This is a genomic window from Campylobacter sp. 2018MI01 (assembly GCF_018501205.1).
Lineage (GTDB): Bacteria > Campylobacterota > Campylobacteria > Campylobacterales > Campylobacteraceae > Campylobacter_E.
Window position 1 is genome coordinate 35,853 of the sequence record NZ_JAHCZE010000003.1, and the last position, 24,554, is coordinate 60,406.

Sequence of the window (24,554 nt, forward strand, 5' to 3'; positions counted from 1 at the left end):
TTTAAATTAAGTTTGAAATATAGTAAGATGTAAATAGAATTCTAATTTGAATTTTTAATTTATATTTAGATTTTAATAATTAGTATTAAATTCATATTAGCTTAAGTTAATTTGGTAATAATTATCGTTTTTCAAAGGAGAACGAATGAAAACTAAATTATCTTTATTATTATTTGCAAGCTTAGTTTATGCAAATGATTTAAATGTAGGTGAAATTAGCGTAGAAAATAGACAAAATCTAGCTAATGGGGGGGGGTATTCAAAATACTCAAGTTATAAAATATATAATTTTCAAAACACAAATTCAAGTAAAAAAATAGATGAGGTTGTAAAGCAAAATTCTAATATATTTTCTAACTCAACTGATAATATATCTACAAATCAAGCAGAAATCAGCCCAAAGGATTTTAGCATAAACGCAGCACCGTTTTATCAAAACGCATTTTTAGTAAATGGGATGAGTTTTGATAATGCGATTGATCCAGCAGGTAATCAAAACATAAACGCAGCATCACTATGGAGAGCACCTGTTATGGGAGCTCAAGGCAGCGTGATTAATACAAATATTTTAAAAAGTATAAAAGTTTTAGATAGTAATGTTAGTGCAAAATACGGCAATTTTGAAGGTGGGGTAATAGATACTAAACTAAAAGACCCAATTAAAACATTTGGAGCTAGAATATCTACTAGCTATACAGATGGCAACCTTAATAAAATCATAATAGATGAAGAAAACAAAGCTTCTTATGCAACAAAAAGTGGCAAAAACCTAAATAATAATTTCGTAAAACAAAATCAAAATATTTATTTAGAAAGTCGTTTTAGCGATGATTATGGGATTTTGTTTGATTATTCAAGAACAACTTCAATGATAAAAATGCCAACAAAAAGAGAAGTTTTAGCGCAAGGATATTTTTATCCTAATCAAAGTAGAAGAAATGAAAACTTTTTATTAAAAGGCTTTATTGCTTTAGATAATCATATAATTAGGCCTAGCATTATCTATGCACCTAGCATTTATAAGGGCTTTTTAGAAGGTGTGATTGATTCTAATTTAGAAGCTAAATTTGGCGGGATAATTTCAAATATTGAGCTTTTTAGCGAATTTGATAGCTTTAATATCACTCAAAATTTAGGCTACAGCATTCAAGATAGTGCAAGGTATTTTGATAAAAATATGAAATTTGGCTTTTTTACAAACAAAGTTGCAAATTGGGGCATTGGAACTTACTCTATGAAAGGTGGTTATGGAGATATAAGGGAACGAACAAAGGAGTTAAATTATAAGCTTGATTTTGAAAGCGATGTAAAAGAGTTTAAAGATACAGAGCATACTTTTTATGCAGGACTTGAGCTAAGTCATAAAAAAGCTTCTTATGAGACCTTAAAACACTTAGCAGAATACTATAATCCCGCTATTTTACCTAATGATGTGGTTTGTAAGGATGGTGATGTATTTTGCCTAATGGGTGATGCTGTGGATAGGAAAGGCAATGCAGGAGCAGGGCAATATCTAAAAAACGCAACTTTTACTCCGGAATTTAAAACAGGAATTAGCGCAACTAATTTTGATTTATATTTAGAAGATGATATTCAATACAAAAGATTTAATCTAAGATTAGGTGCAAGGGGAAGCTATGATGGTATTATTAAAAAGTTTAATATAGCTCCTAGAATTACAAGTGAGTTTGATTTATTAGGTGATGAGAGCAATTTCTTTGGAACTGGTTTTAATAGATATTATGGTAAGAATTTCTTCGCATATAAGCTATATGATAAGATTTATTCTTATACACAATTTCTAAGTAGAACCGATTATAATGAAGAGTTTAAGCAAACTGGCGGTAAGAAAAATATGTATAATTTTAACGAGTTAAAACGCTCATTTAATGATGAGTTTAGCGTATTTTATAGGGGCGAGTTTAAAAACACAAAGCTTAGTTTAAAATACTTAAAAAGATTAGGCAAAAATCAAGTGGTTTTAAGCGATAAAGAAACTTTAGGCTTAGCCAATATTGATGATGAAAATTTATCAAAAAATTATAAAGTTTATACTAATTTAGGCACTTCAAAAGCTGATATTATAAGCCTAGATATAGCAAACGCTAAAAGCATTGAAATCTTTAATACCTTAAATGATTTTAGCCTAAGTGCAAGCTATACAAAGAAAAAATCAGATTTTAAAGATTATAAAAGCGATGAGTGGGATAGAAATAATCAAGTTAAATATAATGGCGAAATAATAGCTCAAAAAGACCTTCCGATAATTGATTATTATGATAAATACAAAATCACCTTTTTATATAATTTAAATATTCCTGATTATGGTTTAGGATTTACAAATTTATTTACATTTACACCTAGCAAAAAGGCTTTAATTTCTAGCTATAATAGAGCTGAACGCATTAGAGAATATGAGTTAATTAAGCTAAATAATCACTTCACTTGGGATATGAATATAGCTTATAAATATAAAATGAAAAAAGATATTGAGTTTTTTGCAAATGTAAATATTGAAAATTTATTAAATACAAAAAATAAAATAAACGCAAGCAAAAAAGACGATAAGCTAATATATGATTATGCAAGTGGAAGAAGCATAATGATAGAAGTTGGGCTAAACTATTAATCTTTAACTCTAGTTAATGGCGTATAAAGATAGTAAGAATTTGTATGATAAAAGAATTTGAATAAATCAAATTCTTTTTATTTTTAAAATATAAATCCACCACCTTGAACCGGTGTTATATCTTTTACATCTTTTCCATTTGCATCATTACTTGTAGAGTTGTTGCTAATATTTTTAAATCTACAAATATCGCCTTTATTTGCATTACCTTCTAGTATTTTTGCATAGCTTGTTTTAACATTTGCATTAGTTACTTGCACTAAAGCACTAAAAATTTCTTCGTAGCCGTTTAGCTCTTTTGTGTAACTATCATAGATTTTATCGCCTTTTTTATAGCATTCTAGTTGTGTATTTATAGGTAGGCTTTGAGTAAAAACTGCTTGATTATTGCTGATTTTTTCTATTTTTGGTGGATAAATAGCAGCTTGAGTGTTTAATACAATAGTGCTTGCAATATCGTTTAAAATACTATCATAATCTTTAGATTTTATATCAAGGTTTATGCTATCAGCAAATCTTATTTGTCTAGTTGCAAATGTAATAACTTGATAATTTATACTAACACTTACTTTAGAACTACTACCACTGCCAATAATTGAGTAATTTTTATTAGTTGTATTAACATCGCTTATAGTGTAAAGCAATATATAATCAGTGCCTAGATTTTGACCTAATTTTAAAGCTTCATCTTTATTTGCGTCATTTAAAATTATATCTCTTTCAATAGCTAATGCTTCTCCTTCTTGTCTATCCAATAAATCAAATTTACGAGTTTTGTGGATATTGCTTTCTATTTTAAACCTTAAATCTCTTGTTATTTGTTCGCTATCTCTTCCTAATAAAGAAAAGTTATTCGGGCTTAGAGCAGGTGCTACGATGATTTTTCTTCTATCGTTTTTCATTCCGGCTAGTTCGTATTTTTTTGAAACTGCTGTTTTTTGAATACTTACGACTACTCTAAATCCATCTTCTGTTTTTGTATTTTCTATAACTTCAAAAGAGCTAAAGCGACCATTTGTTGCTTTGCTAATTTGTTGGTTAAAGTGTTTATAAATCTCATTTTCATCACCACTTTTTATCGCACTAATTTGAGCTTCTTGTCTAGTTTTAACATAAGCTCCGTTTAATTTCAAAACAGCTTCTGCTAAAGCATTATCTACTGCTTGCTCGTATGTAATGCCATAGCCTTCTCCGGTAGCAGTTTTTGTGCTAGTTGTAGTTACTACTTTAGCATTTAGGCTTACTAAAAATAAGCCTAAAAAAACAATTAATATCTTTTTCATAATTTAATCCTAGAAATCATCAACATCAATATTTTTAGAGCGAATTACTTTTGCATTACCACTTGATGGAATTTCGCTTGTTTTTGAGCCTAATGTTTTTTTATCTAAATCACCTTTGATTTCTTTTCTTTCTTGCTTTGCTTGTTCTATGCTTGTAGGTGAATAATACATAATAACCCCAGCAACTCCGTGTGTATCAAATTGCTTAGTCCATTTATCAGCAACTTCAACACCTACTAGGCTCATTTGTGCTTCAGAGCTAAAAAATTCTTCTAAATCAGAATAGCTATCTGATCTAGTTTCTTTACCACCAGTTGCACTTTCATTTGCACCTTTTTTAATTAAAGTTGTATAGGCTTTTTGAACTGTATCAGTAGTTTTATCTGCATTTGTATAAGTATAAATAGATGATTTTACAAAAGTAGCTAAAGTTTTTTCTGCTAATATTTGAGCTACTGAGTAACTTGAACTTTTATATTCATTAGTCATTCCATCCTCAATCTTATAAGTATCCATTCCAAAAGCTAAAAGTGATGGTTGGCAAGCTTCGTTGTAAAAGAATTTTAAACCTAATTTATTTATTTTATTATCACTTGAGCCTAAAGCATTCACTACTGCATCAGCACTTTTACATTGTTCTTCATTGTTTGTAGCATTTGCTTTATAGCCACCTGCTAAAGCTCTTGCTAATTCTCTTGACTTAGGTGATGTATATGCTACTATTCCTAGTTCTGTTTCACCATTATCACTAACTACTATAAAGTTTTCATAAGGAATTAATCCTGATATTTCTTCACGAGCTACTTTATACATTTCTTCTTTAAAAGTATTGCTATATAGCACTTCTTCTGCACGAAGTCTTAATTCTTCATCAATTTGTGGTTTTGTCAAATCAATCTTATCATCACTGCCGAAAAATTTATTCATTAAGCCATCTAAGAAACCTTCTTTTTCATTTTTTGCTTCTTCTAGTCTTCTTTGACGCTCTATTTCTTTATTTAGTCTTTCTTCTACTAATTCTGCTGGCATTTTACTATGATCATTCTTTTTAGCAATTTCTTTTGCAACTAAGTTTCCTGCCATTTTCATTGCTAAATTAGATTTAATTTTTAAAAATGCTTCATTATACTTTGCACTTAAAAAATCATAATATTGTGGGTCGTTTGGATGCTTTGGAATTGATATTGTTTCTATATAAACTTTAGCATTTGGATTTTTTGCTAAAAGCTCACTTTTTGCACATTTTATTAATGTTTCTATATCATTTCCCGGATTTTCGCAAGTATTTGCAAAAACAACTGAACTTAATGCCAAAGATAAAACTATTTTTTTTACCATGCTACACTCCTATTTGAACCAAGTTTATTAATTTTTATTTCATCTTCCCAAATTGCTAAGCCATTATCAAGATTTGTAACCGTCATTTGGAAATAATAATCAACTCTTTGAGAATCACTAAAAGTTCCTTTAATTCTAGTATTTCTTTGAATTATTTTACCGCTTAAAGACCTATTTGCACTTAATATTGTGCCTTTTTTAGCGATTGTTTTTTGATTAAATTCGTCATTATCTCTTAATTCTCTTGTAGCGTGGGTCATATTATCCTCAGCCCCATTAGCTCCAATTGCTGTTGTTACATAAACACGACCAGAATTAAGTAAAGCAATTCTTATTTTTTTAGTAAGAATATCTGTATCAAAATGTTGCATTGTATCATTAGTAATCCTACTCATTACAAGAATATGGCGTTCGTTTGGATTTGAAGTAGCAAAAACAGGGCTTGCTAACATAGAATTAATCAAATCTCTTGCCGCATTTTGTAAATCTATATCATCAATACCTAGTGAAACAGGCTGATTTTTGCCATTATTTACTTCATCAACGACATAACTTGGTGCAGCTGCACAAGCTCCTAAACTTAGTGCTAAAGCTAGTGTGTAGTATTTTTTCATTTTGTCTCCTTAATTAAATTTGTTAATTTTTATTTTGTAATTATGTGCGTTTGCTGGAGCACCTAATTTTATATATTTTGTTTCTTTTGGTTGTAGTGTTAGCTCTTTTTTAGCTAAACCTAAATTATCAACATGCATACCATTATCATAAAACCAATCTTGTGAGTATTTAAGATTTAGTTCATTATTGCTTATATTAGTAAGTTCAATACTAATTATTAGGTTATTAAAATCATTATTGCTTCTTTCTTCGCATTTTAGAATTTTATTTAAATCTTCATCTAAATAGCTTACATTAAAGCATTGATTGTTTTTGATTACATTTGCATTGTTAGCACACGAACATAAAAATACAGCAAAAGCTGTTAAGATATATTTTTTCATTTTTTTACCTTTCTTCAAATATTGTTATATATTCAGTTCCTATTGTAGGAATTTTTACAAGTATTACATAATGTTTATTTATATCTAATTCTTGTGAAAATAGTGTTTGAGAATTTGGACTTGCAATATTTATGCTTCCACTATTTGCAATTCTAATTGCTTGATAGTTTTTAGGTAAACCTATAAAGTATCTAATATCAGAATGGTTTAATAAATTATTTACCAAATCAACACCTAAACCAGAATATAAATTCTCTTTATTAGCTTTTACACTAATCATTGTTTTAGTAATCGCTCTTAAAAAAGACTTAGATATTCTAGGTATTAATGTAGCTTTGTATTCAGCGCCTATTATTTTATCCATATCACTTAGAAGTCTTGTTTTTTGATTATTCGCTACTATAAATGGATAAGCATCGCTACTATCTCCTAAAATTGCTATTGAAAACACTAAACTACTAACGGCTAATTGATTAGTATAAACAGAGTATTTTTCATTTCCAAAAGGAATTTTATAATCTATATCATTATCGTTTTTCTTAATAAAAACAATAGGCAATGATAGATTAAATTCTTTTAAAGATTTAGATTTACCATTTTCATAAATTACCCAAATATATTTATTTGTTTTAGATATTTGCATTCCTTTTTTTACTTTATTTGCTATTCTTTTAGTGTTGAAATTGTTTTTAGCTAATTCATAATCTTGATAAAACAACAAATCATTTTCTTGAGAATAAACTTCTTTTAATAAATCAATAGAATTATTTGACCTACCATCTAAAATATAATAAAGAGCAGAAAAATAGCTAACAAATGGATTAGAATAATTAGCATAAGACTTATAAGCAGGAATTGGGACACTATTATTTATAATGTCTATTACTTCATTACTTTCTCTAGGTTTTTGTTGTAAGTAGTTTAATTCGCTTAAAATATCGCTTTCAAATTCTTCTTTATTTCTTTTTTGTCTATCTAAGGCTCTTTTGATTTCAACTCCAGCTTCATCGTATTCGCCTAAAGCTAGATAACTCATTGATTTGTATGTATTAGTTAGCATTTTTTCATAATATTGACCGCTATAATCAGTTATATTATCATTAAAAAGACCTTCTAAAACTCCTTCTCCAATCTTTAACAATAGATTTTTTTCATCTTTATCTTTATAACCATCTTCAACCAAATCAAATAGCTTAATACTATCTTTATAAGACTTACACAAGAATGCTTGATATCCGTAATAATTGCCGTTGTAAAGTGGGTCTTTAATCTTTTCTAATACATTTTCTTTTGAGTATTTTAGCTCTTTTTTCGTAAGTAATTCGCAGTCTTTAGTATCTAAAGAATATATTTTATTTTTATTTTCTTCTTCGTAGCCTAAAAAGACAGAAGAACAAGCATTTAATACTAATAAAGTAAAAACTAAAACAAAAACTTTTAACAAAACTCTTAACATCGCCGACCCCCCCCCATTTTTAAAAAACGCCATTTTATAAAAACTTAATTAATATATATTAATTTTTTTAAAATTCAATAATTCTTAAATAATAAGAATTATTGTTTATTTTTTATAGCTCTAGTATTTTAATAGGAAGACCCATTTTATTCATTTCATCAAAGAATGGTTTTGCATCAAATTCTTCCATATTAAACACACCTTTTCCGCTCCATTTGCCACTTGCTATTAAATATGTTCCAATTGCAGCAGGAACGCCTGTTGTGTAGCTTACTGCTTGAGCACCAGTTTCAGCGTAGCATTCTTCATGCACGCAAACATTATAAATATATACTTTTTTAGCCTTGCCATCTTTAATACCTTCAATAATACAACCTATGTTTGTCTTGCCTTTAGTCCTTGCACCAAGACTTGCAGGGTCAGGTAAAAGTGTCTTTAAAAACTCAATAGGAATTATCTTCATTCCTTGATGTTCAACTGGCTCAATTCCTAGCATACCTACATTTTTAAGACAATTCATATGTTGAATATAGCTTTGTCCAAAAGTCATAAAAAATCTAATTCTTTTTAAACCTTTTATATTTTTACATAAGCTCTCAAGTTCTTCATGATAAAGTAAATAGCTATCTTTAACCCCAACTTCAGGATAATCGTGTTCAACTTTAATCTCAAGTGGTTTAGTCTCAATCCACTCGCCATTTTCCCAATATCTACCATTTGCACTAACTTCTCTTAAGTTTATTTCAGGGTTAAAATTAGTTGCGAAAGCATAGCCGTGATCTCCTGCATTACAATCCATAATATCAATTGTATGAATTTCATCAAATAAATATTGCTGCGCATACGCACACATAACATTCGTTGCACCTGGGTCAAATCCACTTCCAAGCAGTGCAGGAACACCAGCTTTTAAAAAGTCATTATTTCTAGCCCATTGCTCTTTATATTCAAATTTAGCTAAATCAGGATGTTCGTAATTTGCTGTATCAATGTATGGAATTTTAGTTTGAGAACAAGCGTCCATTAAAGCTAAATCTTGATAAGGTAAAGCCACATTTAATAAAATCGTAGCGTTTATATCTTGTATAAGCTTAACAACTGCATTTGTATCATCAGCATTAATCGTAGCAGTTGCAATCTCAACTTCTAAACGCTCTTTAATAAAACTTGCTATTTCATCACATTTGCTTTTTGTTCTACTTGCAAGCGTGATTTTATCAAAATATTTATATTCAGCTGCTTTATAGGTTGCTACACGGCTAACTCCACCAGCTCCAATTATTAATAAATGTTTCATATTTTCTCCTTTTAGCTTATGATAAAATATTTATGATAATGATTAATCTTTTTATGAGATTATATTAGTCTTATTTTATTTTAGGAGTATATTATGAAAAAATTATTTTTAGCTTTAAGCTTAGCAGGTATTTTAGGTGCTAGTGAATTTGTTCTTGATAAAGTTCATACTAGCGTTGAATTTAGCGTTAAACATATGTTAGTTTCTAATGCTAAGGGTAAATTTAAAAGTTTTGATGCGATGATAGATTTTGATGAAGCTAATAAAACTTTTAAAGTATTTAATGCAAGCGTTGATGTAGCAAGCGTTGATACAAATAGTGAAAAAAGAGACGAGCATTTAAAATCAAGTGATTTTTTAAATGAAAAAGTTAATCCAAAACTTACTTTTGTTATGAGTAAATACGAAAAAGTAAGTGATACACAAGGAAAAATGACAGGGGAATTAAATATAAATGGCGTTAAAAAAGAAGTAACATTTGATGTTGCTATCAATGGTGTTGCTACAATGGGAGATAAAACTAAACTTGGGTTTGACCTAAATCTTGACCTTTTAAGAAAAGATTTTGATGTAGCAAAAGATACAAATGAGGGCTTAGTAGCAAACGAAGTAAAAGTTCAAATTTTTGCTGAAGCTGATAAAAAATAATTAAAATTAAGAATTTGAAATTTTATTTCAAATTCTTATATCAATTAATCTTGTATCGCTTAAATCTTTTTTAAATTCTTTCGTAAAATCTATAAAATCTCCTAGCTTATCATTTGTAATTAATTCTTTTAATTTATCTTCGCTTATTTTTAATTCATTACTTATGTTTTGGATATTAAATTTTTGTAATATTTCTTTTTCGTTATTATCTAAAGATTGTGATTTTTTAAGTTTTGCAATTATATTATTAAGTTTAATTTGTTCTTCTGTTTCTTTATTTAATTCTTCAGTTATATTAGTATTTATTTTTTTGTGTGAAATTGTCATAAAAGGTAGATTATCTAAAAATACTCCATATTGGTAAGCAGTGTCAGAATAATTGTATTTTTCAGCAATTGTTATATAGCCATCAAGATTTTTATCCATACTAATATTCCCATCAAGTATTGTGCTAATATCAGTTGATTGTTTATTATCAACAGTCAAAATACTTGGAACATAACTTGCAACTTTAGTAGCTTGTCCTGAACCATCTTTAGTTGGCTCTATATATAAAGCAAATGCATAGATAGTATAATCAATTTCTTTTTTATCTACTTCTCCATCGTTATTTCTATCGGCTGCTAAAAAATTACTCTTATACGCTACATCGCTAAACCACCCAGCTACAAAACTTGCTACGTCTTTATCTAAAATAATACCTTTGCTAGTATCAATGAAATTATCTTCATTAAAAAATTCTTTTAATCTATTAATATTCTTGTCACTAAGTTTTACTCCGATATTACTTTCATCAAATTTAAAAAATACATTGTAATTTTGCTCTTTATTTGTCTTAATCTCAAAATTATTTTTATTTATATTATCTTTTAAATTGCTAATATCTTTAGTATTTAATTCTTTAGTTTTAACATTATCAGCCCAAGACATTGCTATATTTTTTACTTGCGAGATATCTATTTTCATAAAAATTCCTTAAAATTAATACTTTTAAAATTAATTGGTTTGATTTTAATTAATACTATTATTATTTTATTTAATATTTTGATATATTGTAACTTTTAGTAATAATTAATTAAAAATAAAAATTAAACCTTAATATCAATTAATTTTGTATCGCTTAAATCTTTTTTAAATTCTTTTGTAAAATCTATAAAATCACTTAATTTATCATTTGTAATTAACTCTTCTAATTTATCTTCGCTTATTTTTAAATTAATATTAAAATCTTTTAAGAGTTTCTTTTCATCATTTGTTAGACTTTTTAGGCCTTGATTTTTTAGCTTTGCTAAGGCTGCTAATTTTTTTAATTCTTCTAATTCTTTCTCTTTTAATTTATCTGTATTTGCAATCTTATATAAGCTAATAAAATCATTATTATTTTTATTATTAGATACTTCTATGTTATCTTCAAAATATCCCTTTTCGCCTACATTTAGAAATTCGCCAAATGTAATAATACCATCAAGATTTTTATCATTATTTAAACTAGCATTTAAAGTATAGCTAATATCAGCATAGTATTCATCATTATCTGCTAAAAATTTACTCTCTTCATAGCCTTTTACATAATTAGTGATTATATATTCACCTTTATTATCTCTTCTATATTCAAGCCTTTCAAGTATAAAGTTTAATGTCTTTTTTCCTTCTTTATTGCTTAGCTCCCCATTACCATCAACATCAGCTTCAAGGAATTTTCGTTTATAAGCAATATCACTAAACCACCCAGCTACAAAGCTTGCTGCGTCTTTATCTAAAATAGTGCCTTTACTATTAAAAATGAAATTATCTTCATCAAAAAATTCTTTTAACCTATTGATATTATTTTCACTAAGTTTTATTCCGATATTACTTTCATCAAATTTAAAAAACACATTGTAATCTTGCTCTTTATTTGTCTTAATCTCAAAATTATTTATATTTATTGCATTTTTTATATTGTATAAATCAAAAGAATTTAAAGAATTTGAATTAATTTTATCTTGCCAAGCTATAGGCGTATTTAAATAGTTTCCTAGATAATGTCTCATAAAAAATCCTTTAAAATTATGACTAAATTAGATCTAGCTAATTAATCAAGACATTTTTAAAATCATATAGCTATTTTTTACACTTAAAAAGCAATATTAAAGCACTAATACTTTTTAAAATATGCACTAACATTCGTAATGCAAATTAAGTTAATACATTAAAAAATGATTTGAATTATTATAATTTGATTTTAATTAATACTATTATTATTTTATTTAATATTTTGATATATTGTAACTTTTAGTAACAATTAATTAAAAATAAAAAATTAAACCTTAATATCAATTAATTTTGTATCGCTTAAATCTTTTTTAAATTCTTTCGTAAAATCTATAAAATCATCTAATTTATCGTTTGTAACTAATTCTTCTAATTTATTTTCACTGATTTTAAGATTAAGACTAAAGTCTTTTAAGAGTTTCTTTTCATCATCGCTAAGCACGTCTAAACCTTGATTTTTAAGTTTTGCTAAGGCTGCTAATTTTTTTAATTCTTCTAATTCCTTTTCTTTGAATTTATCTATATTCATAATTTTATAAATATTACCACTATCAATTTTAATTCGCTCATCACTTGATTTACAATCAGCTGTATATTTATGAATTTTATTTTTACCATCAGCTCCTAAATATTCGCCAAATGTTATTATTCCATCAAGGTTTTTATCATCATTTAAACTAATATTTAAAGCCTTGCTAATATCCATACTCTCGCCCTCTGGCAAAGCTACCATACTAGGTAAATATGTGCCTATGATTGCACTTGAGATTATTTCTTCTTCAAGTGTCTTTTCATTTACTACTATTTCGGCTGCTTCACTAAATACCGAAAATGTATATTTAAATTCCTTGCCCGTTAATTCTCCATCGTTATTAATATCAGCTGCTAAGAGATTTTCTCTATAAGCAATATTGCTAAACCATCCAGCTACAAAACTTGCTGCGTCTTTATCTAAAATAGTGCCTTTATTATTAGCAATGAAATTATCGCTATCAAAAAATTCTTTTAATCTATTTAGATTTTTTTCATTTATTTTTACACCGATATTATCACTATCAAATCTAAAAAATACATTGTAATCTTGCTCTTTATTAGTCTTTATCTCAAAAATATTTTTATTTATTTGATAATTTAAATCTTTTAGCTCTTTTTCTGTTAGCTCGTGCTTTTTAACATCAATCCTCCAAGCTATCGGCATATTTTTACTAGCACTTATATCGTGTATCATAAATAATCCTTTAATATTTATTTAAAGGATTATAGTTTATTTAGGATAAATAATTTAATCAGTTTAAATTCCTTAACCTAAGCTTGAGATTTTTTCTATAATTACGCCAAATCCTTGCCTTGCTACAGAGCCTACGACAAAATCACTAATTAAGGCATTTTCTCCACGAATAGTATCATCAGGTATTATATTTGAGATACTAACGCCTGTTCTTTTTGAAATATTTTTAGCAATTAATTTCCCATCAATATAAAAATCACTAGCACCTTCGCCACGCCTAGCACGAGAATGCTCAATTCCTACTGCTTCTTTATGAATTCCTTTTCTAGTTTTTAATATTCCTATTATTTTTTTATCATCTCTTATAACTTTGATTAAATCCTTATCTTTAAGACCTAGTTTTGTTGCTGTATCTTCGTGTAATTCAATGTAGTTTGAATATCTTAAATGAGTTAGTTTTGAACTAGCAGCAACTAAACTTGAATATATATTTGATTTATACGAAAAGGCTTTTAGATTTAACTCATCTAATGTGGTATTGTTTTTAAATCTTTGTTTTACAAAATAAGGAACTCCACTATAATTTTTCCCAGTTAAAGAATCCTTAGTAAGTGCTAAATCTTCGTTATAAATAGCTACTTCTTTTTTGTATGTTTTTGCTAAGGCATTTTTGTTATATGCTTTGTTTTTGCTTTCAAATTTTCCACCCCTTGCCATACAAAATAAAGCTTTTTTATAGTGTTTTGGGCTAATTTCTTTTAATTCTTGAATGAATGGTAAGTCCTTTATCTCATCTTCGTTTATTTCATAATCAAATCCACCATCAAGTGCAACATTTATAAAACTTCTTAAATAATAATCACTCGGCTTATCAAGGTCAAATAAATTACCTTCACTATCGCTAATTGCATTTTTGCCAAATCCTGCTAAGCCTAATTTTTTGCCTAATTCAATTATAAAGCTATCCATACATACGCTTTCATTATTGCTAAATTTAACATTAGGAGAATTTAAAATAGGAAATCTAAAATGACTAGCTTTACTCAAAGCACCACCCCAAGGATTAACAACGCCCCAAGTCTCATACATAACGCTATCAGGAACTATATAATCAGCAAACATACTTGTTTCGTTTATGAATGGGTCAATTGCTATGAATAATGGTATTTTAGAGCTATCTTTTAAAGAATTTTTAACATTATTCATATTACTAGCATAAGCAATATTAGCATTCCAAGAAAGCAATATATCTATTCCGTAAGGATATTTTAATGCTGCATTTGTGATTGCGTCGGTGCAAATTGCATTAGTTAGTGGATACCAAGGTAGTTTTGATGGATAAGGGTTTTCGTTGTTTTTGATTTTGTTTTTATATTCGCTAGTTGCTTCATAAGGTTTTTTAGTTTTATCAACTCTAATTCCACTAGGTTTAATTTTGCCTTTATATTTTGCTAATTCAAATTCTCCTGACAAATCATTATATTTACCCCCACCAGCACTCATTCCACCAATTTTATTTAAATTCCCAAGCAAACCAACTAATTCTAAAATAGCATAAGCTGTATAAAATCCATTAGTTTGCATAGTCCCGCCGTGCAAATCAAATGCTACTTTATTTTTATATTTTTTGATTTTTTCTAATAAATATTCATAATCTTTTTTACTAACGCCACTATTTTGCAACAAATCATCTAAAGAATTTGAATTGACACTTTCTTTTAATTTGATAAAACTTGTTTTAACCTTTATTGCTTCATCATCTAAAGTTATTATTCCATCATAATAAATATTAGCTTTTTTACAATCTTTTGCACTTATTAATCCTTGCTCGTTAATGACCATAATTTCATTATTAATTCTTAAAAATTCTCCTTTTTTATAGTTTTTATAATCATCTTCAACAACTAAATAAGCAGCATTAGAAAAACTTACATTGTTTTCATTTAAATTAGTATAAGATAGATATTCTTCATCATAAATTTTTTGATTTATTACATCTTGTAATAAGGCTAATGCTAAAAACAAATCCCCACCAGGCTTTATAGCAATCCATTTTCCTACGCTAGATGCACTTGAAGTAGAATTTGTAAGTATTGGGGTTATTGTTGCGTATTCTAAATTATTGCTTTTTCTATTTGCTATTTTTAATCCTTGTCTTTTGAAAGGATTTCCAGCTTGAGCAGGAGCACTTGCGAAATTAATCAAAAACTCGCAATTATCAAAATCAGGTTTTAAGTGTGGGTATTTATCAAAATCATTTAAAAAAGCAGCCATTCCAGCTCTCATAGAAAGACCGCAAGTTGCTGTGTGTCCGTGAAAATTAATAGTTCCGAATGATTTTTGAAATCTTTCTTGAAAGAAATTCTTTCTTCCTTCATCGCCTGTTGCGATTATACATAATCCATTTGCTTTCTTTCCAAATTCAGGAGCATTTTCATCTATTAAATCAGTATGATTATAAACTTCTTTAAATCCTTTTACATAGCCTTCATTAAACAAATCTCCACCATTTACTATCTCATCTAAAAATTTATCAGGCTCAATACTTTGCCATTTATTTTCTCCCCTTTTTCCAACTCTTTTTAGTATTTTAGTTACCCTTGCTTTATCATTTAATTTATCAAATACTAAATTACCCCTAGCACAAACACTTGAATGGATTTTGCCTTGATTTGTGAGTAAATAACTATCTTTTATACTAGCATTCATATTAAGCCAAGGGTCGCTTGATAATAAACTATATGGATTGCCAATAACTTTTAAAACCTTATTATCTAATACTTTTACCCTAACACCACAATGAGTAACGCAACCATTACAAACACTTGAATAATACTTGCCGATTTTTGGATTTAGGCTATTTGCATATATGCTATCGTTTGTTTTTGTTTGTGGTTTTATGATTTTTTGTATTGTTTCATTGTAAAAATAAGCCCCTGCTATGCCTGTTATCCCTGATGCTATTAAAAACTTTCTTCTACTCACTTAATTCTCCTTTTATTTGTTTTTCTAATATGCTTACTAAAAGACAAAACAAACTTATGCAAATTAGCCAATTGCCAAATACAGAACCTAAACTATCACTACCTAAGGTTTTTGGTGTGTATGTTAAAAATCCACTCATAATTTTTGGCATAGAATTTCCTGCAAAAACTACATTAAATTTAAAGCTAAAGCTATAAATTATCATAGATAAAAATGCAAGTAATAAAAAGAATTGATTGTTTTTTAATCTTGTAAAAAGATTTATTAAAATAATAAAAATTAAGCAAAACTCAAGTATGAAAATCTCATAAAATCTAGCCATAAATACATATTGATATAGCTCTTTAATTTCTTTATTAAAACCAAGCATAAAGCTAAACCAAAATAATCTTAATAATAAATCACATACTATTAAAGCACTAGCAAGTCTTATAAAGATAAAAAGATTGATTTTATAATTTATAATTTTTGAATATATAAATAAGACTAAAGCACATATTCCAACACCTCCTACACCGCCATTTGCAGCAAATAAAAGTGGTAAAACAGGTGTATTCCAAAAACTAACTCCAACACTTGTTCCTAAAATATATCCAGTGTATAAAGGAATGCAAAAAGATACAATAAGTGTGATTATTCCTAATTTTTTAGTATTTTTATTGTTAATATGATTATATGCTAATAGTATTAGTAAAATAGGGTAGGTTATAAGTAATATAATTCCTATTTTCATAGCTGAAGTTGATAGATTACCCCAGCCATTTAAAAAGATTTCAAAAACTCTGCTAGGTTGCTTTAAATCATCAATTAAATTAAAAGGAATTGCGCATAAACAAACAAAAGAAATTATCATTGAAAATAGGGCGATATTTTTGTAGTTTTTCAATCCAAATACTAAATATAAACTAGCACATAAAAACGCTCCAAAACTAGCTCCTGCTATGAAAAAATCATTCACAACATCTAAAGCCCAAGTTCGCTGAACGCTAAAACCTTCTAAAACCACAGCACTCATTTTATTCTCCATTCTTCTTCTAAAGCCAAATCAAATTCTTTTGAAATATCTTGAAACATTTTATGATTAGGATTGATTTCATTTAATTCATTGTCTAAATTAATATAAAAAACTTGTGGTTTAGTCCCAAAATTTTGCTTTAAAACACTTGTTGGATAATCTTTTAATATTTGTGAAATTTCACTTGAACTATCATTTAAATCGCCAAAAATTCTAGCCCTACCAACACAGGTTTGAACACAAGCTGGTAATTCATTATTATCTATTAAATGCACACAAAAAGTGCATTTATCAGCTACTTTTGTATTTTTATTAATAAATCTTTTATCATAAGGACAGGCATTTACGCAGTAACTACAACCCCAGCATATTTCATTATCTACTAATACTATTCCATCTTCTCTTTTAAAAGTTGCTCCTGTAGGACAAACGCTTACGCAAGGTGGATTTTCGCAATGATTACAAAGTTCTGGCAAAAATGCCTTAAATACTTCATCGCTTTTGCTTAATTCATATTCAGTAACAAATGTTCTAAATTGTTCGTGGGGGACTTGATTTTCATTGATACAAGCAGCAGTGCAAGCTTGACAGCCGATACATTTTCTAAGGTCAATTAGCATTGCATAGCGTTTTTTGCTATCTCCTATATATCTTTTATCTTTTTTATCTATACCATTATTTTTTAGGCTAAAAGCATAACTTGATGAAGCTAATGTGGTTGTAATAAATACTCTTCTATTCATATAAAACCTTTTGATTTAGATTTTAATGAGTATATTTTTTGATTGTATAATTAAAGTTAAAATTTAATAATAAATTAAGGTTTAAATATTATTGCCTAATTTTTGTTTGTTATTATCAATAAGTTTATATATAAATTTTATATAAATTTTTATAAGAATTTAATAACCATTAATATTTTTTTTAAACCTACCGATATAGAAAAATAACGGGGGTTTAAAATGCAAATAACAAATAACAATTATATAAATTATCAAACAAATATTAAAAATAAAATTCCAACCACTCAAACTCCTAAAGATAATCTAAAAGAACAAATCGCAAATATTTTAAAAGACGCCCCACAAGATGAATGGGGCACATATGATCCAAATGCTGTGCTTAGTAAAATAGGAGCTTATGAAAAAGGCAGTAAGATTTATGAAGCCTTAGAAAACGAAATGCTAAAAGGAATAATTACTTACGAAAAAGACCCAAACGAGCAATTACCAAGCAATGAAGAAGTATTTAAATATCAAAAAGGCGATGATGCAAGGCTTAGCGAGTTTAAGCTAAAGGCTCAAGTAGCATTCGGCATTAAAACTAATAGTATTTATCAAAAGGCATATCAAGGCAACGCAAGTGCTGATGAAGTAAAAGATTTAGTTCAATTTTTAAAAGATAATAGTATTGATGGGCTTGATTTAAGTGGTAGATTTTTTAAAATACCCAAAGATTACGCCAATGAGATTATGGAGCTTTTTGCAGATGATAATCTAAAAGTAGATGATTTTAAGCAAAAATATTTAGAGATTAAAGAAAAGATAGAAACTAAAAGAAACAAAGCAAAAGAAATAGATGAAGAACAAACTAAAGAAAAACCTTACGAAGCCATAGAAGTAAAAGGCACTAGCACTCGTGAAAGTATGGAAGAAATACTTAGCAAACTTGATATTCAAAATATCAAAGATGAAAGAGATTTATTAGCTATTTTAATGGCATATAAAGATAGCGAGAATTTATATGATAAAAGAGTTTAAAATAAAGGAATAATTATGAAAATAAATTCTTATTCAACATATCAAATAACTAATATAAGCAAAAAAGAAACAAATAACGAGATTAAAAAAGTAGACAATAAAGCAGATGATAAAAAGGTAGGTGAAGTATTAGGATACGGAATTGATAAAGATGGCTTTTTTACAAGTGATTTTAACAAAGCAGCAGGAATTGCTGATAATTATAAAATCCACAGCGATACTTTAAAAAATCTAGTAGAAAATAACGAAAAATCATATTTGGCACATAGACCATTTTATGAAATTGATATAGCAAAAAGCGTTGGAAATGCTTATAAAGTCTTAAGCCAAGTTGTAAGTGAAGATTTTTTAAACTCTAAAGATTTTTTTAACATCGAAGATATAAAGCAATTTCCACAAGGTTATATTCAAGCAAGAAGTGATGAAATCAAAATCAATAAAATTTTACATTCACCTGATGATTATGAGAATAATCACGGAATGACTTTTCAAAATGAACTTTACCAAACTCATCATCCCTTATTTTATTCTTTTGACAATGATGATAAAACCTTACCAAACACAAATGTTTTTCCACCTGATAATATCAAGCAAGACCCTAGATTTAGTGGATATTTTGGTGATTATGACGAAGCAAGACAAAACTATATAAATGAAAATGGAGAAATATCAAAAGGTGGGCTTTTGATAGGTATATTAAAATCAAACCCAACTTTAATTGAAGGAGAAAGCACATATAAAGGTAAATTAAGTGGTTATGATAGAAAAATTAGCTCGGCTACATTTTTTGCATTTGATAAAGCGTTAGGAATGCAAGTAATGGCAAGGGGAGAAAATGGCTTTATGAGTGCTGAAGTTGAGCGTATGCCAAGATGGCTGAAAGATTATGTCAAATTAAATGCTTATGATAAACCATTAAGCCAAAGAAGTGCTATTTTAGGAAGTGCTAATTATACTAAAACCTTATATAGTCTTAATAGTGGATTTTTTAGTAGTAATAAAAAAGCTGAAGAAAAACAAGCTGATGAATTTATGAGAAAGATAAGAGAGTTAATGGGTTTAGAAAATCCAAATAAAAACATTAGCGAATTAAATTATGATGAGTTTTTAAAACTAGCTTTTAGTTTTAGCCAAAATAAAGTATCTAATATAAGATTGTTTGATATAAAAGTTTAGATTATTTTAGAAATTTTATTGCAAAAGTTATAAGATATTTTGATTTTTGAAAAGATTTTCTTATTTTAAATTCTTAAAACTAAATAGAATTTAAAATAAGAATAAAAAGCGAATTAGGAATAATCCTAATTCAAAATTATTAAAGTTTGCCGCCTTCTACAACAACGCTTTCTTTATCAATATCAGTTCCATAAACAGGTGCTAGAGTTTCATCATAATTTTTGTGGAAGAATTGTTCTTCGCCTAGTTTTACTATCTCATTATTTAGCCATTCTAAAAGCTCTTTATTGCCTTTTTTAACAGCAGGTGCTATTACATCAATATCTCCTAATTCACTAATACCTACTACAAAATCAGGATTGTTTTTAACCCAAGCAAAAAGCAAGGTATTATCGTGTGCTAGTGCAGCACCTCTACCATCTAATAATGCTCCAAAAGTTTCAGTATTTTGGTCGTATTTTGCTAGATTTACTCCGTTTTTATTTTTTGTAAAATACGCATCAGCAGTTGTGCCTTTATTTACGATTAGAGTTTTTCCATCTAGTTCTTTAATGTCTTTAATCTCTGCATTTTTAGGACTTGCAATGCCTAATGAAACTTTCATATAAGGTAATGCAAAATCAACAACTCTTGCTCTTTCAGGTGTTTTTGTAAAATTAGCTAAAATAATGTCAACTTTATCAGATTGTAAAAACTCAACCCTACTAGCAGCCTCAACAGGAACTAAGGTTAATTTATCTTCACTACCTAATAAATCTTTAGCAATTCTTTTTGCAAAATAAATATCATAGCCTTGAAACTTACCTTCTTTATCAACAAAGCCAAATGGTGGTTTATCAGCAAAAACACCTATTTTAATATTATCGCTAGTTTTAATCTCTTCAATATTTCTAGCATTAGCAAAACAGGTTAGTAAAGCCCCTGCAACAAGTGATAAAATAACTTTTTTCATAATTTCTCCTTTAAATAAAATCGCTTGTAATTAAAACGCAAAAAAATTAATAAAAGATAATTTTAATCCTTTTTAAATTCAAACATATTTAAAAATTGCTTAGCTCTATTAGTTTGCGGATTTGTAAAAAACTCTTCAGGACTTGCAATTTCAACGATTTTGCCACTATCCATAAAAATAATTTTATCAGCTACAGCTCTAGCAAATGCCATTTCGTGAGTTACTATTAGCATTGTTTTTTCTTCTTTTGCAAGATTTAATAATACATCTAAAACTTCTCTTACTATTTCAGGATCAAGCGCAGCCGTAACTTCATCAAAAAGCATAATTTCAGGATTCATACATAAAGCTCTAACTATTGCAATTCTTTGTTTTTGACCGCCACTTAGCTCTTTTGGATAGGCGTTTTGTTTATGCTCTAAACCAACTTTTTGTAATAAATCTAGGGCTTGTTTTAAAACTTCATCTTTTTTACGCTTTTGAACTTTCATAGGAGCTAATAAGATATTTTCAAGCACATTTAAATGGTCAAACAATTCATAGCTTTGAAACACCATTCCAACATATTTTCTAATCTCTTGCCAGTTTTTATAATCTTTAGTAATTATTTCATTTTTTATATAAATATTTCCACTAGCTATATTTTCAAGTCCGTTAATACACCTTAAAGTTGTGCTTTTTCCACAGCCACTAGGTCCTACTAAAACAACAACTTCGCCTTTATTAACTTCAAAAGAAATATCCTTTAAAGCGTGGTTATTGCCGTAAAATTTATTAATATTTTCAAGTTTTAAAATACTCATTAACTCCACCTTTTTTCTAGTATTTTTGATATTTTTGATAAGGGATAACAAATTATAAAATATATAAAAAATATAATTGTATAAATATATAAAGGTGCTAGATTGCTAATAAATAATGTAACTTCTTTTAATTGATTACCTATTGCTAAAATATCTACAACACCTATTAAATAAGCTACTGAAGTAGTCTTAATCATACGGCTTAAAAGATTTATTACATTAGGAATTAATCTTTTTAATGCAAGTGGCAAAATAATATATCTATACATTTGGTATTTACTAAGTGCAAGTGCGATTGAGCTTTCAAATTGGTGTTTAGGAATACTTGTTATTGCACCCCTTACTAAATCCATCATCTCAAACATACCCCAAATCACAAATACAATAATAGTAGCACTAATAGCATCTATACTAAGCCAACTTGACATTCCAAAATATATTAAAAATAGCCAAACGATAATAGGCATAAATCTTATAATTTCAAGAATTATTTTTAGAATATAAAAAATAATTTTATTTCCTAAACTCATAAAAACGCCTAAAACAAGCCCACCTATAATTGAGAAAAATATAGATACAAAAGATATAAATAAAGTAACTTTTAAGCCTTCATAAAGCCTTGAATAAATTGATAAATCAAATAATATTTCACTCATTTTCTAATCCTTGCTTCAAACCAAGTTAAAAATAATGAAAGCGGTAAAATCATTATAAAATAAGCAACACAAAGCATAAATAAAGCTTCATTAGTTACATAATAAAGTCCTATTATATCTTTTGCTGTATAGACTAAATCAGCTAGAGCTATTACACTTACTACTGATGTTTCTTTTAACAAAAATATTATATTTGCATTAATACTAGCTATAGAAACTCTAAGTGATAATGGCAATAATATGTAGTATAAAACTTGATTTTTGCTTAACGCTAGAGCATATCCTGCTTCTATTTGGTGCTTATTAATAGCATTTAAGCCTGATTTTAAACTCTCAGCCATATATCCACCACCTAAAAATGCAAGTCCAATTACTCCACAAGTAAAGGCTTCAAGTTTAATTCCAAGCTTTGGCATTGCATAATATAAGAAAAACAAATGAATTAAAAGCGGGGTATTTCTTGAAAGCTCTATATAAGCATTGCAAATTAATTTTAAAAACCTTAGTTTATGTAGTTCAACCCACATACAAAATAACCCTATTAAAAATGATAAAACTATGCCATAAAATGCAAGTTTTATAGTAAGGATTAATGCGTCTATGTAAAGTGGATAAAACTCTTTTATAACTTCAAAATCCATCTAAGCTCCTAGCTAAAATAAAAACGGGTTAAATATATCTTTTTTTGATAAATAATATTTGCAATTTTATTTTCAAATTCTTTTAATTTTGTTACAAAAATTATTAATAAATATGTGTTTATATTAAATAATTTTATTCAAATAAATTAACTTGATTTTGAGATAAATAATTTAAAGAAATCTTTAAGAATGCTTATTTATAATCAGCCTTTTAATTTTGGCTAAGTTTTAGCTATACAAAGGAATTTTATGAAAACTTCAAATTTTGGTGCAGAACTTGCACACTTTCATCAAAACTACCTAAGCAAATTCTATAGCAATACTAAAGCGGTTATGGTTTTAAGCATAATGGCAACTTTATATTTTGCTATTTTTGGTGGTGTTTTTGCAGTAACAGGTGAATTTACTCGTATCGGTGGGGAAATTCTTGAGCTTTTTGGAATGGATTTAAGTTCGTATTCGTATTATCAAAAGCAAAATCTAAACGGAACTATGCTAACTCGTGTTGATGGGGTTATGATTATTGGACTTATAATTGGTTGTTTATTAGCTGCTAGCGTTGCTAATAAGGTGTATTTTAGAAAAATAGCTTCTAAGACTAGATTTTTTCAAGCATTAATTGGCGGGATATTAGCAGGATTTGGTGCTAGACTTGCTTGGGGATGCAATTTGGCTAACTTTTTTACAGGTCTTCCTTATTTTTCTTTACATACTTGGGTTTTTGCTATTTTTATGTGTCTTGGGGTTGCAGCGGCTATTTTGGTGCTAAAAATTAAGATTTTTGCTCCTAGATATGAGATGATTAAAACAAATACTCCGCAATTAAAAATAGATAAGAATTTAGAACAAAAAAACAAAATTATTTTATTTCTTAGTGTGATTGCTTTTTTTGTATTCTTTGCATATTTAGCTAGTAATGATACTAAAAATCTTCCTACAGCATTGATATTTGGAGTGATTTTTGGCTGGTTGATACAAAAAGGACAGATTTGCTTTACTTCTTGTTTTAGGGATTTATTTTTATTTAAAAGATATAGCTTTTCTTTAGCTTTATTTGTATCAATGTTAGTTGCTAGTATTTTCGTATTTGCATTATTAAATAAAGGCGGATACAACGCTAAGGTTTTAGAAATATCTCTTGGGCTTTGCACGGGAGCATTTATATTTGGCTTTGGTATAGTGTTTGCAGGTGGTTGTGAATGTGGATTTTTATATCGTGCAGTAGAAGGGCAAACTCATTTTATAGTAGTTGGTATTGGAAATATAATAGGAACTATGCTAATTGCTTTAAATTATGATTTATTGCCTAAGTGGTTTTTGAGTGGAGAAAAAATCAAATTAAGCGGATATAGTGGTCTTGGCATTAATATAGCTTTATTTTTAATAAGCATTGCTTTAATATTATTTTATGCAAGGAGAAAAAATGAAAATTGATTATTCTATTTCTTTATTAGGCGAACCTTGTCCTTATCCTGCAATTGTTGCTAATGAAGTAATTCACAAGCTAAAAAGTGGTGAAGTATTAGAAATAATTAGCGATTGTCCGCAAAGTATTAATGGAATTCCACCTGATATGAAAGCTTTAGGTCATAGTTGCGAAGTAGTGCAAAATGGCTCTATTTTAGGCTTTTATATCACTAAAAAATAAGTTTAGA

At 27.9% G+C, this 24,554-nt stretch carries 22 protein-coding genes; 6 read left to right on the forward strand and 16 right to left on the reverse strand.

Features of this window, described 5'->3' with window-relative positions:
- Positions 1-145 precede the first annotated feature (145 nt).
- Complete coding sequence (locus tag KJQ97_RS01205) at positions 146-2,629, forward strand: TonB-dependent receptor (RefSeq protein WP_214119695.1); 2,484 nt, start codon at positions 146-148, stop codon at positions 2,627-2,629.
- Positions 2,630-2,712: 83 nt separating this feature from the next.
- On the opposite strand, the gene KJQ97_RS01210 is transcribed toward KJQ97_RS01205, so the two are convergent.
- The 6 genes from KJQ97_RS01210 to KJQ97_RS01235 all read right to left on the reverse strand — a co-directional run bounded on the left by KJQ97_RS01210 (position 2,713) and on the right by KJQ97_RS01235 (position 9,001).
- Complete coding sequence (locus KJQ97_RS01210; protein ID WP_214119696.1) at positions 2,713-3,912, reverse strand: CsgG/HfaB family protein; 1,200 nt, start codon at positions 3,910-3,912, stop codon at positions 2,713-2,715.
- 9 nt (positions 3,913-3,921) lie between these two features.
- A complete protein-coding gene (locus KJQ97_RS01215) occupies positions 3,922-5,250 on the reverse strand; it encodes a DUF6844 domain-containing protein (protein ID WP_214119697.1) in 1,329 nt (442 codons plus the stop codon).
- Positions 5,244-5,864 carry a penicillin-binding protein activator LpoB gene (gene lpoB / locus KJQ97_RS01220; protein ID WP_214118878.1) on the reverse strand — a complete coding sequence of 207 codons (621 nt, stop codon included), beginning with the start codon at positions 5,862-5,864 and terminating at the stop codon, positions 5,244-5,246. The genes KJQ97_RS01215 and lpoB overlap by 7 nt, the downstream gene beginning before the upstream one ends.
- 9 nt (positions 5,865-5,873) lie before the next feature.
- Entirely contained in the window at positions 5,874-6,248 is a 375-nt protein-coding gene (locus KJQ97_RS01225) for a DUF1425 domain-containing protein (RefSeq protein ID WP_214118876.1), read from the reverse strand.
- Between the two features lie 4 nt (positions 6,249-6,252).
- On the reverse strand, positions 6,253-7,704 hold the full coding sequence (locus KJQ97_RS01230; RefSeq protein ID WP_214119698.1) for a COG3014 family protein: 1,452 nt from the start codon (positions 7,702-7,704) through the stop codon (positions 6,253-6,255).
- Between the two features lie 112 nt (positions 7,705-7,816).
- Positions 7,817-9,001, reverse strand: coding sequence for a saccharopine dehydrogenase family protein (locus tag KJQ97_RS01235; RefSeq protein WP_214119699.1), 1,185 nt, complete (start codon positions 8,999-9,001; stop codon positions 7,817-7,819).
- A gap of 93 nt (positions 9,002-9,094) precedes the next feature.
- Here KJQ97_RS01235 and KJQ97_RS01240 point away from each other — a divergent pair, with 93 nt between their 5' ends.
- Complete coding sequence (locus KJQ97_RS01240; RefSeq protein WP_214119700.1) at positions 9,095-9,649, forward strand: YceI family protein; 555 nt, start codon at positions 9,095-9,097, stop codon at positions 9,647-9,649.
- Positions 9,650-9,676: 27 nt separating this feature from the next.
- On the opposite strand, the gene KJQ97_RS01245 is transcribed toward KJQ97_RS01240, so the two are convergent.
- The 6 genes from KJQ97_RS01245 to dsrO all read right to left on the reverse strand — a co-directional run bounded on the left by KJQ97_RS01245 (position 9,677) and on the right by dsrO (position 17,654).
- Complete coding sequence (locus KJQ97_RS01245) at positions 9,677-10,615, reverse strand: hypothetical protein (RefSeq protein ID WP_214119701.1); 939 nt, start codon at positions 10,613-10,615, stop codon at positions 9,677-9,679.
- A gap of 122 nt (positions 10,616-10,737) precedes the next feature.
- A complete protein-coding gene (locus KJQ97_RS01250) occupies positions 10,738-11,682 on the reverse strand; it encodes a hypothetical protein (protein WP_214119702.1) in 945 nt (314 codons plus the stop codon).
- Positions 11,683-11,951: 269 nt separating this feature from the next.
- Positions 11,952-12,911 carry a hypothetical protein gene (locus tag KJQ97_RS01255; protein ID WP_214119703.1) on the reverse strand — a complete coding sequence of 320 codons (960 nt, stop codon included), beginning with the start codon at positions 12,909-12,911 and terminating at the stop codon, positions 11,952-11,954.
- Between the two features lie 72 nt (positions 12,912-12,983).
- A complete protein-coding gene (locus tag KJQ97_RS01260; RefSeq protein WP_214119704.1) occupies positions 12,984-15,896 on the reverse strand; it encodes a molybdopterin-dependent oxidoreductase in 2,913 nt (970 codons plus the stop codon).
- Positions 15,889-16,923 carry an NrfD/PsrC family molybdoenzyme membrane anchor subunit gene (gene nrfD, locus KJQ97_RS01265; RefSeq protein ID WP_214119705.1) on the reverse strand — a complete coding sequence of 345 codons (1,035 nt, stop codon included), beginning with the start codon at positions 16,921-16,923 and terminating at the stop codon, positions 15,889-15,891. The genes KJQ97_RS01260 and nrfD overlap by 8 nt, the downstream gene beginning before the upstream one ends.
- Entirely contained in the window at positions 16,908-17,654 is a 747-nt protein-coding gene (gene dsrO, locus KJQ97_RS01270) for a sulfate reduction electron transfer complex DsrMKJOP subunit DsrO (protein ID WP_214119706.1), read from the reverse strand. The genes nrfD and dsrO overlap by 16 nt, the downstream gene beginning before the upstream one ends.
- 219 nt (positions 17,655-17,873) lie before the next feature.
- On the opposite strand from dsrO, the gene KJQ97_RS01275 reads away from it, so the two are divergent.
- Both KJQ97_RS01275 and KJQ97_RS01280 read left to right on the forward strand, forming a co-directional pair.
- Positions 17,874-18,671, forward strand: coding sequence for a hypothetical protein (locus KJQ97_RS01275; RefSeq protein ID WP_214119707.1), 798 nt, complete (start codon positions 17,874-17,876; stop codon positions 18,669-18,671).
- Positions 18,672-18,686: 15 nt separating this feature from the next.
- Entirely contained in the window at positions 18,687-19,847 is a 1,161-nt protein-coding gene (locus KJQ97_RS01280; protein ID WP_214119708.1) for a Cj0814 family flagellar-dependent secreted protein, read from the forward strand.
- A 139-nt stretch (positions 19,848-19,986) separates the two neighbouring features.
- Here KJQ97_RS01280 and KJQ97_RS01285 read toward each other — a convergent pair whose 3' ends face one another.
- From KJQ97_RS01285 to KJQ97_RS01300, 4 genes are all read right to left on the reverse strand, one after another.
- Positions 19,987-20,799 (reverse strand): cysteine ABC transporter substrate-binding protein, encoded by an 813-nt coding sequence (locus tag KJQ97_RS01285; RefSeq protein WP_214119709.1) that lies wholly within the window; start codon positions 20,797-20,799, stop codon positions 19,987-19,989.
- A gap of 62 nt (positions 20,800-20,861) precedes the next feature.
- Positions 20,862-21,602, reverse strand: a complete 741-nt coding sequence (locus KJQ97_RS01290) for an amino acid ABC transporter ATP-binding protein (RefSeq protein ID WP_239803371.1) — start codon at positions 21,600-21,602, stop codon at positions 20,862-20,864.
- Positions 21,602-22,258: an ABC transporter permease subunit gene (locus KJQ97_RS01295; protein WP_214115982.1), complete on the reverse strand. Its 657-nt coding sequence runs from the start codon at positions 22,256-22,258 to the stop codon at positions 21,602-21,604. The genes KJQ97_RS01290 and KJQ97_RS01295 overlap by 1 nt, the downstream gene beginning before the upstream one ends.
- Positions 22,255-22,899, reverse strand: coding sequence for an amino acid ABC transporter permease (locus KJQ97_RS01300; protein WP_214115980.1), 645 nt, complete (start codon positions 22,897-22,899; stop codon positions 22,255-22,257). The genes KJQ97_RS01295 and KJQ97_RS01300 overlap by 4 nt, the downstream gene beginning before the upstream one ends.
- 249 nt (positions 22,900-23,148) lie before the next feature.
- Between KJQ97_RS01300 and yedE the strand changes: the two genes are divergently transcribed.
- Together yedE and yedF are read left to right on the forward strand one after the other, a co-directional pair.
- Positions 23,149-24,333, forward strand: coding sequence for a selenium metabolism membrane protein YedE/FdhT (gene yedE / locus KJQ97_RS01305; RefSeq protein ID WP_214119710.1), 1,185 nt, complete (start codon positions 23,149-23,151; stop codon positions 24,331-24,333).
- Positions 24,323-24,547, forward strand: a complete 225-nt coding sequence (gene yedF / locus KJQ97_RS01310; RefSeq protein WP_214115976.1) for a sulfurtransferase-like selenium metabolism protein YedF — start codon at positions 24,323-24,325, stop codon at positions 24,545-24,547. Before yedE ends, yedF begins: the two co-directional genes overlap by 11 nt.
- Positions 24,548-24,554: the final 7 nt, after the last annotated feature.

Bases quoted from the DNA above. Each gene is read 5' to 3' on its own strand.
- KJQ97_RS01235 (WP_214119699.1), bottom strand. From the start codon at position 9,001: ATGAAACATTTATTAATAATTGGAGCTGGTGGAGTTAGCCGTGTAGCA.
- KJQ97_RS01240 (WP_214119700.1), top strand. From the start codon at position 9,095: ATGAAAAAATTATTTTTAGCTTTAAGCTTAGCAGGTATTTTAGGTGCT.
- yedF (WP_214115976.1), top strand. From the start codon at position 24,323: ATGAAAATTGATTATTCTATTTCTTTATTAGGCGAACCTTGTCCTTAT.
- nrfD (WP_214119705.1), bottom strand. From the start codon at position 16,923: ATGGAGAATAAAATGAGTGCTGTGGTTTTAGAAGGTTTTAGCGTTCAG.
- KJQ97_RS01215 (WP_214119697.1), bottom strand. From the start codon at position 5,250: ATGGTAAAAAAAATAGTTTTATCTTTGGCATTAAGTTCAGTTGTTTTT.
- yedE (WP_214119710.1), top strand. From the start codon at position 23,149: ATGAAAACTTCAAATTTTGGTGCAGAACTTGCACACTTTCATCAAAAC.
- dsrO (WP_214119706.1), bottom strand. From the start codon at position 17,654: ATGAATAGAAGAGTATTTATTACAACCACATTAGCTTCATCAAGTTAT.
- KJQ97_RS01295 (WP_214115982.1), bottom strand. From the start codon at position 22,258: ATGAGTGAAATATTATTTGATTTATCAATTTATTCAAGGCTTTATGAA.
- KJQ97_RS01205 (WP_214119695.1), top strand. From the start codon at position 146: ATGAAAACTAAATTATCTTTATTATTATTTGCAAGCTTAGTTTATGCA.
- KJQ97_RS01230 (WP_214119698.1), bottom strand. From the start codon at position 7,704: ATGTTAAGAGTTTTGTTAAAAGTTTTTGTTTTAGTTTTTACTTTATTA.
- KJQ97_RS01290 (WP_239803371.1), bottom strand. From the start codon at position 21,602: ATGAGTATTTTAAAACTTGAAAATATTAATAAATTTTACGGCAATAAC.
- KJQ97_RS01245 (WP_214119701.1), bottom strand. From the start codon at position 10,615: ATGAAAATAGATATCTCGCAAGTAAAAAATATAGCAATGTCTTGGGCT.
- KJQ97_RS01300 (WP_214115980.1), bottom strand. From the start codon at position 22,899: ATGGATTTTGAAGTTATAAAAGAGTTTTATCCACTTTACATAGACGCA.
- KJQ97_RS01255 (WP_214119703.1), bottom strand. From the start codon at position 12,911: ATGATACACGATATAAGTGCTAGTAAAAATATGCCGATAGCTTGGAGG.
- KJQ97_RS01210 (WP_214119696.1), bottom strand. From the start codon at position 3,912: ATGAAAAAGATATTAATTGTTTTTTTAGGCTTATTTTTAGTAAGCCTA.
- lpoB (WP_214118878.1), bottom strand. From the start codon at position 5,864: ATGAAAAAATACTACACACTAGCTTTAGCACTAAGTTTAGGAGCTTGT.
- KJQ97_RS01225 (WP_214118876.1), bottom strand. From the start codon at position 6,248: ATGAAAAAATATATCTTAACAGCTTTTGCTGTATTTTTATGTTCGTGT.
- KJQ97_RS01250 (WP_214119702.1), bottom strand. From the start codon at position 11,682: ATGAGACATTATCTAGGAAACTATTTAAATACGCCTATAGCTTGGCAA.
- KJQ97_RS01280 (WP_214119708.1), top strand. From the start codon at position 18,687: ATGAAAATAAATTCTTATTCAACATATCAAATAACTAATATAAGCAAA.
- KJQ97_RS01275 (WP_214119707.1), top strand. From the start codon at position 17,874: ATGCAAATAACAAATAACAATTATATAAATTATCAAACAAATATTAAA.
- KJQ97_RS01285 (WP_214119709.1), bottom strand. From the start codon at position 20,799: ATGAAAAAAGTTATTTTATCACTTGTTGCAGGGGCTTTACTAACCTGT.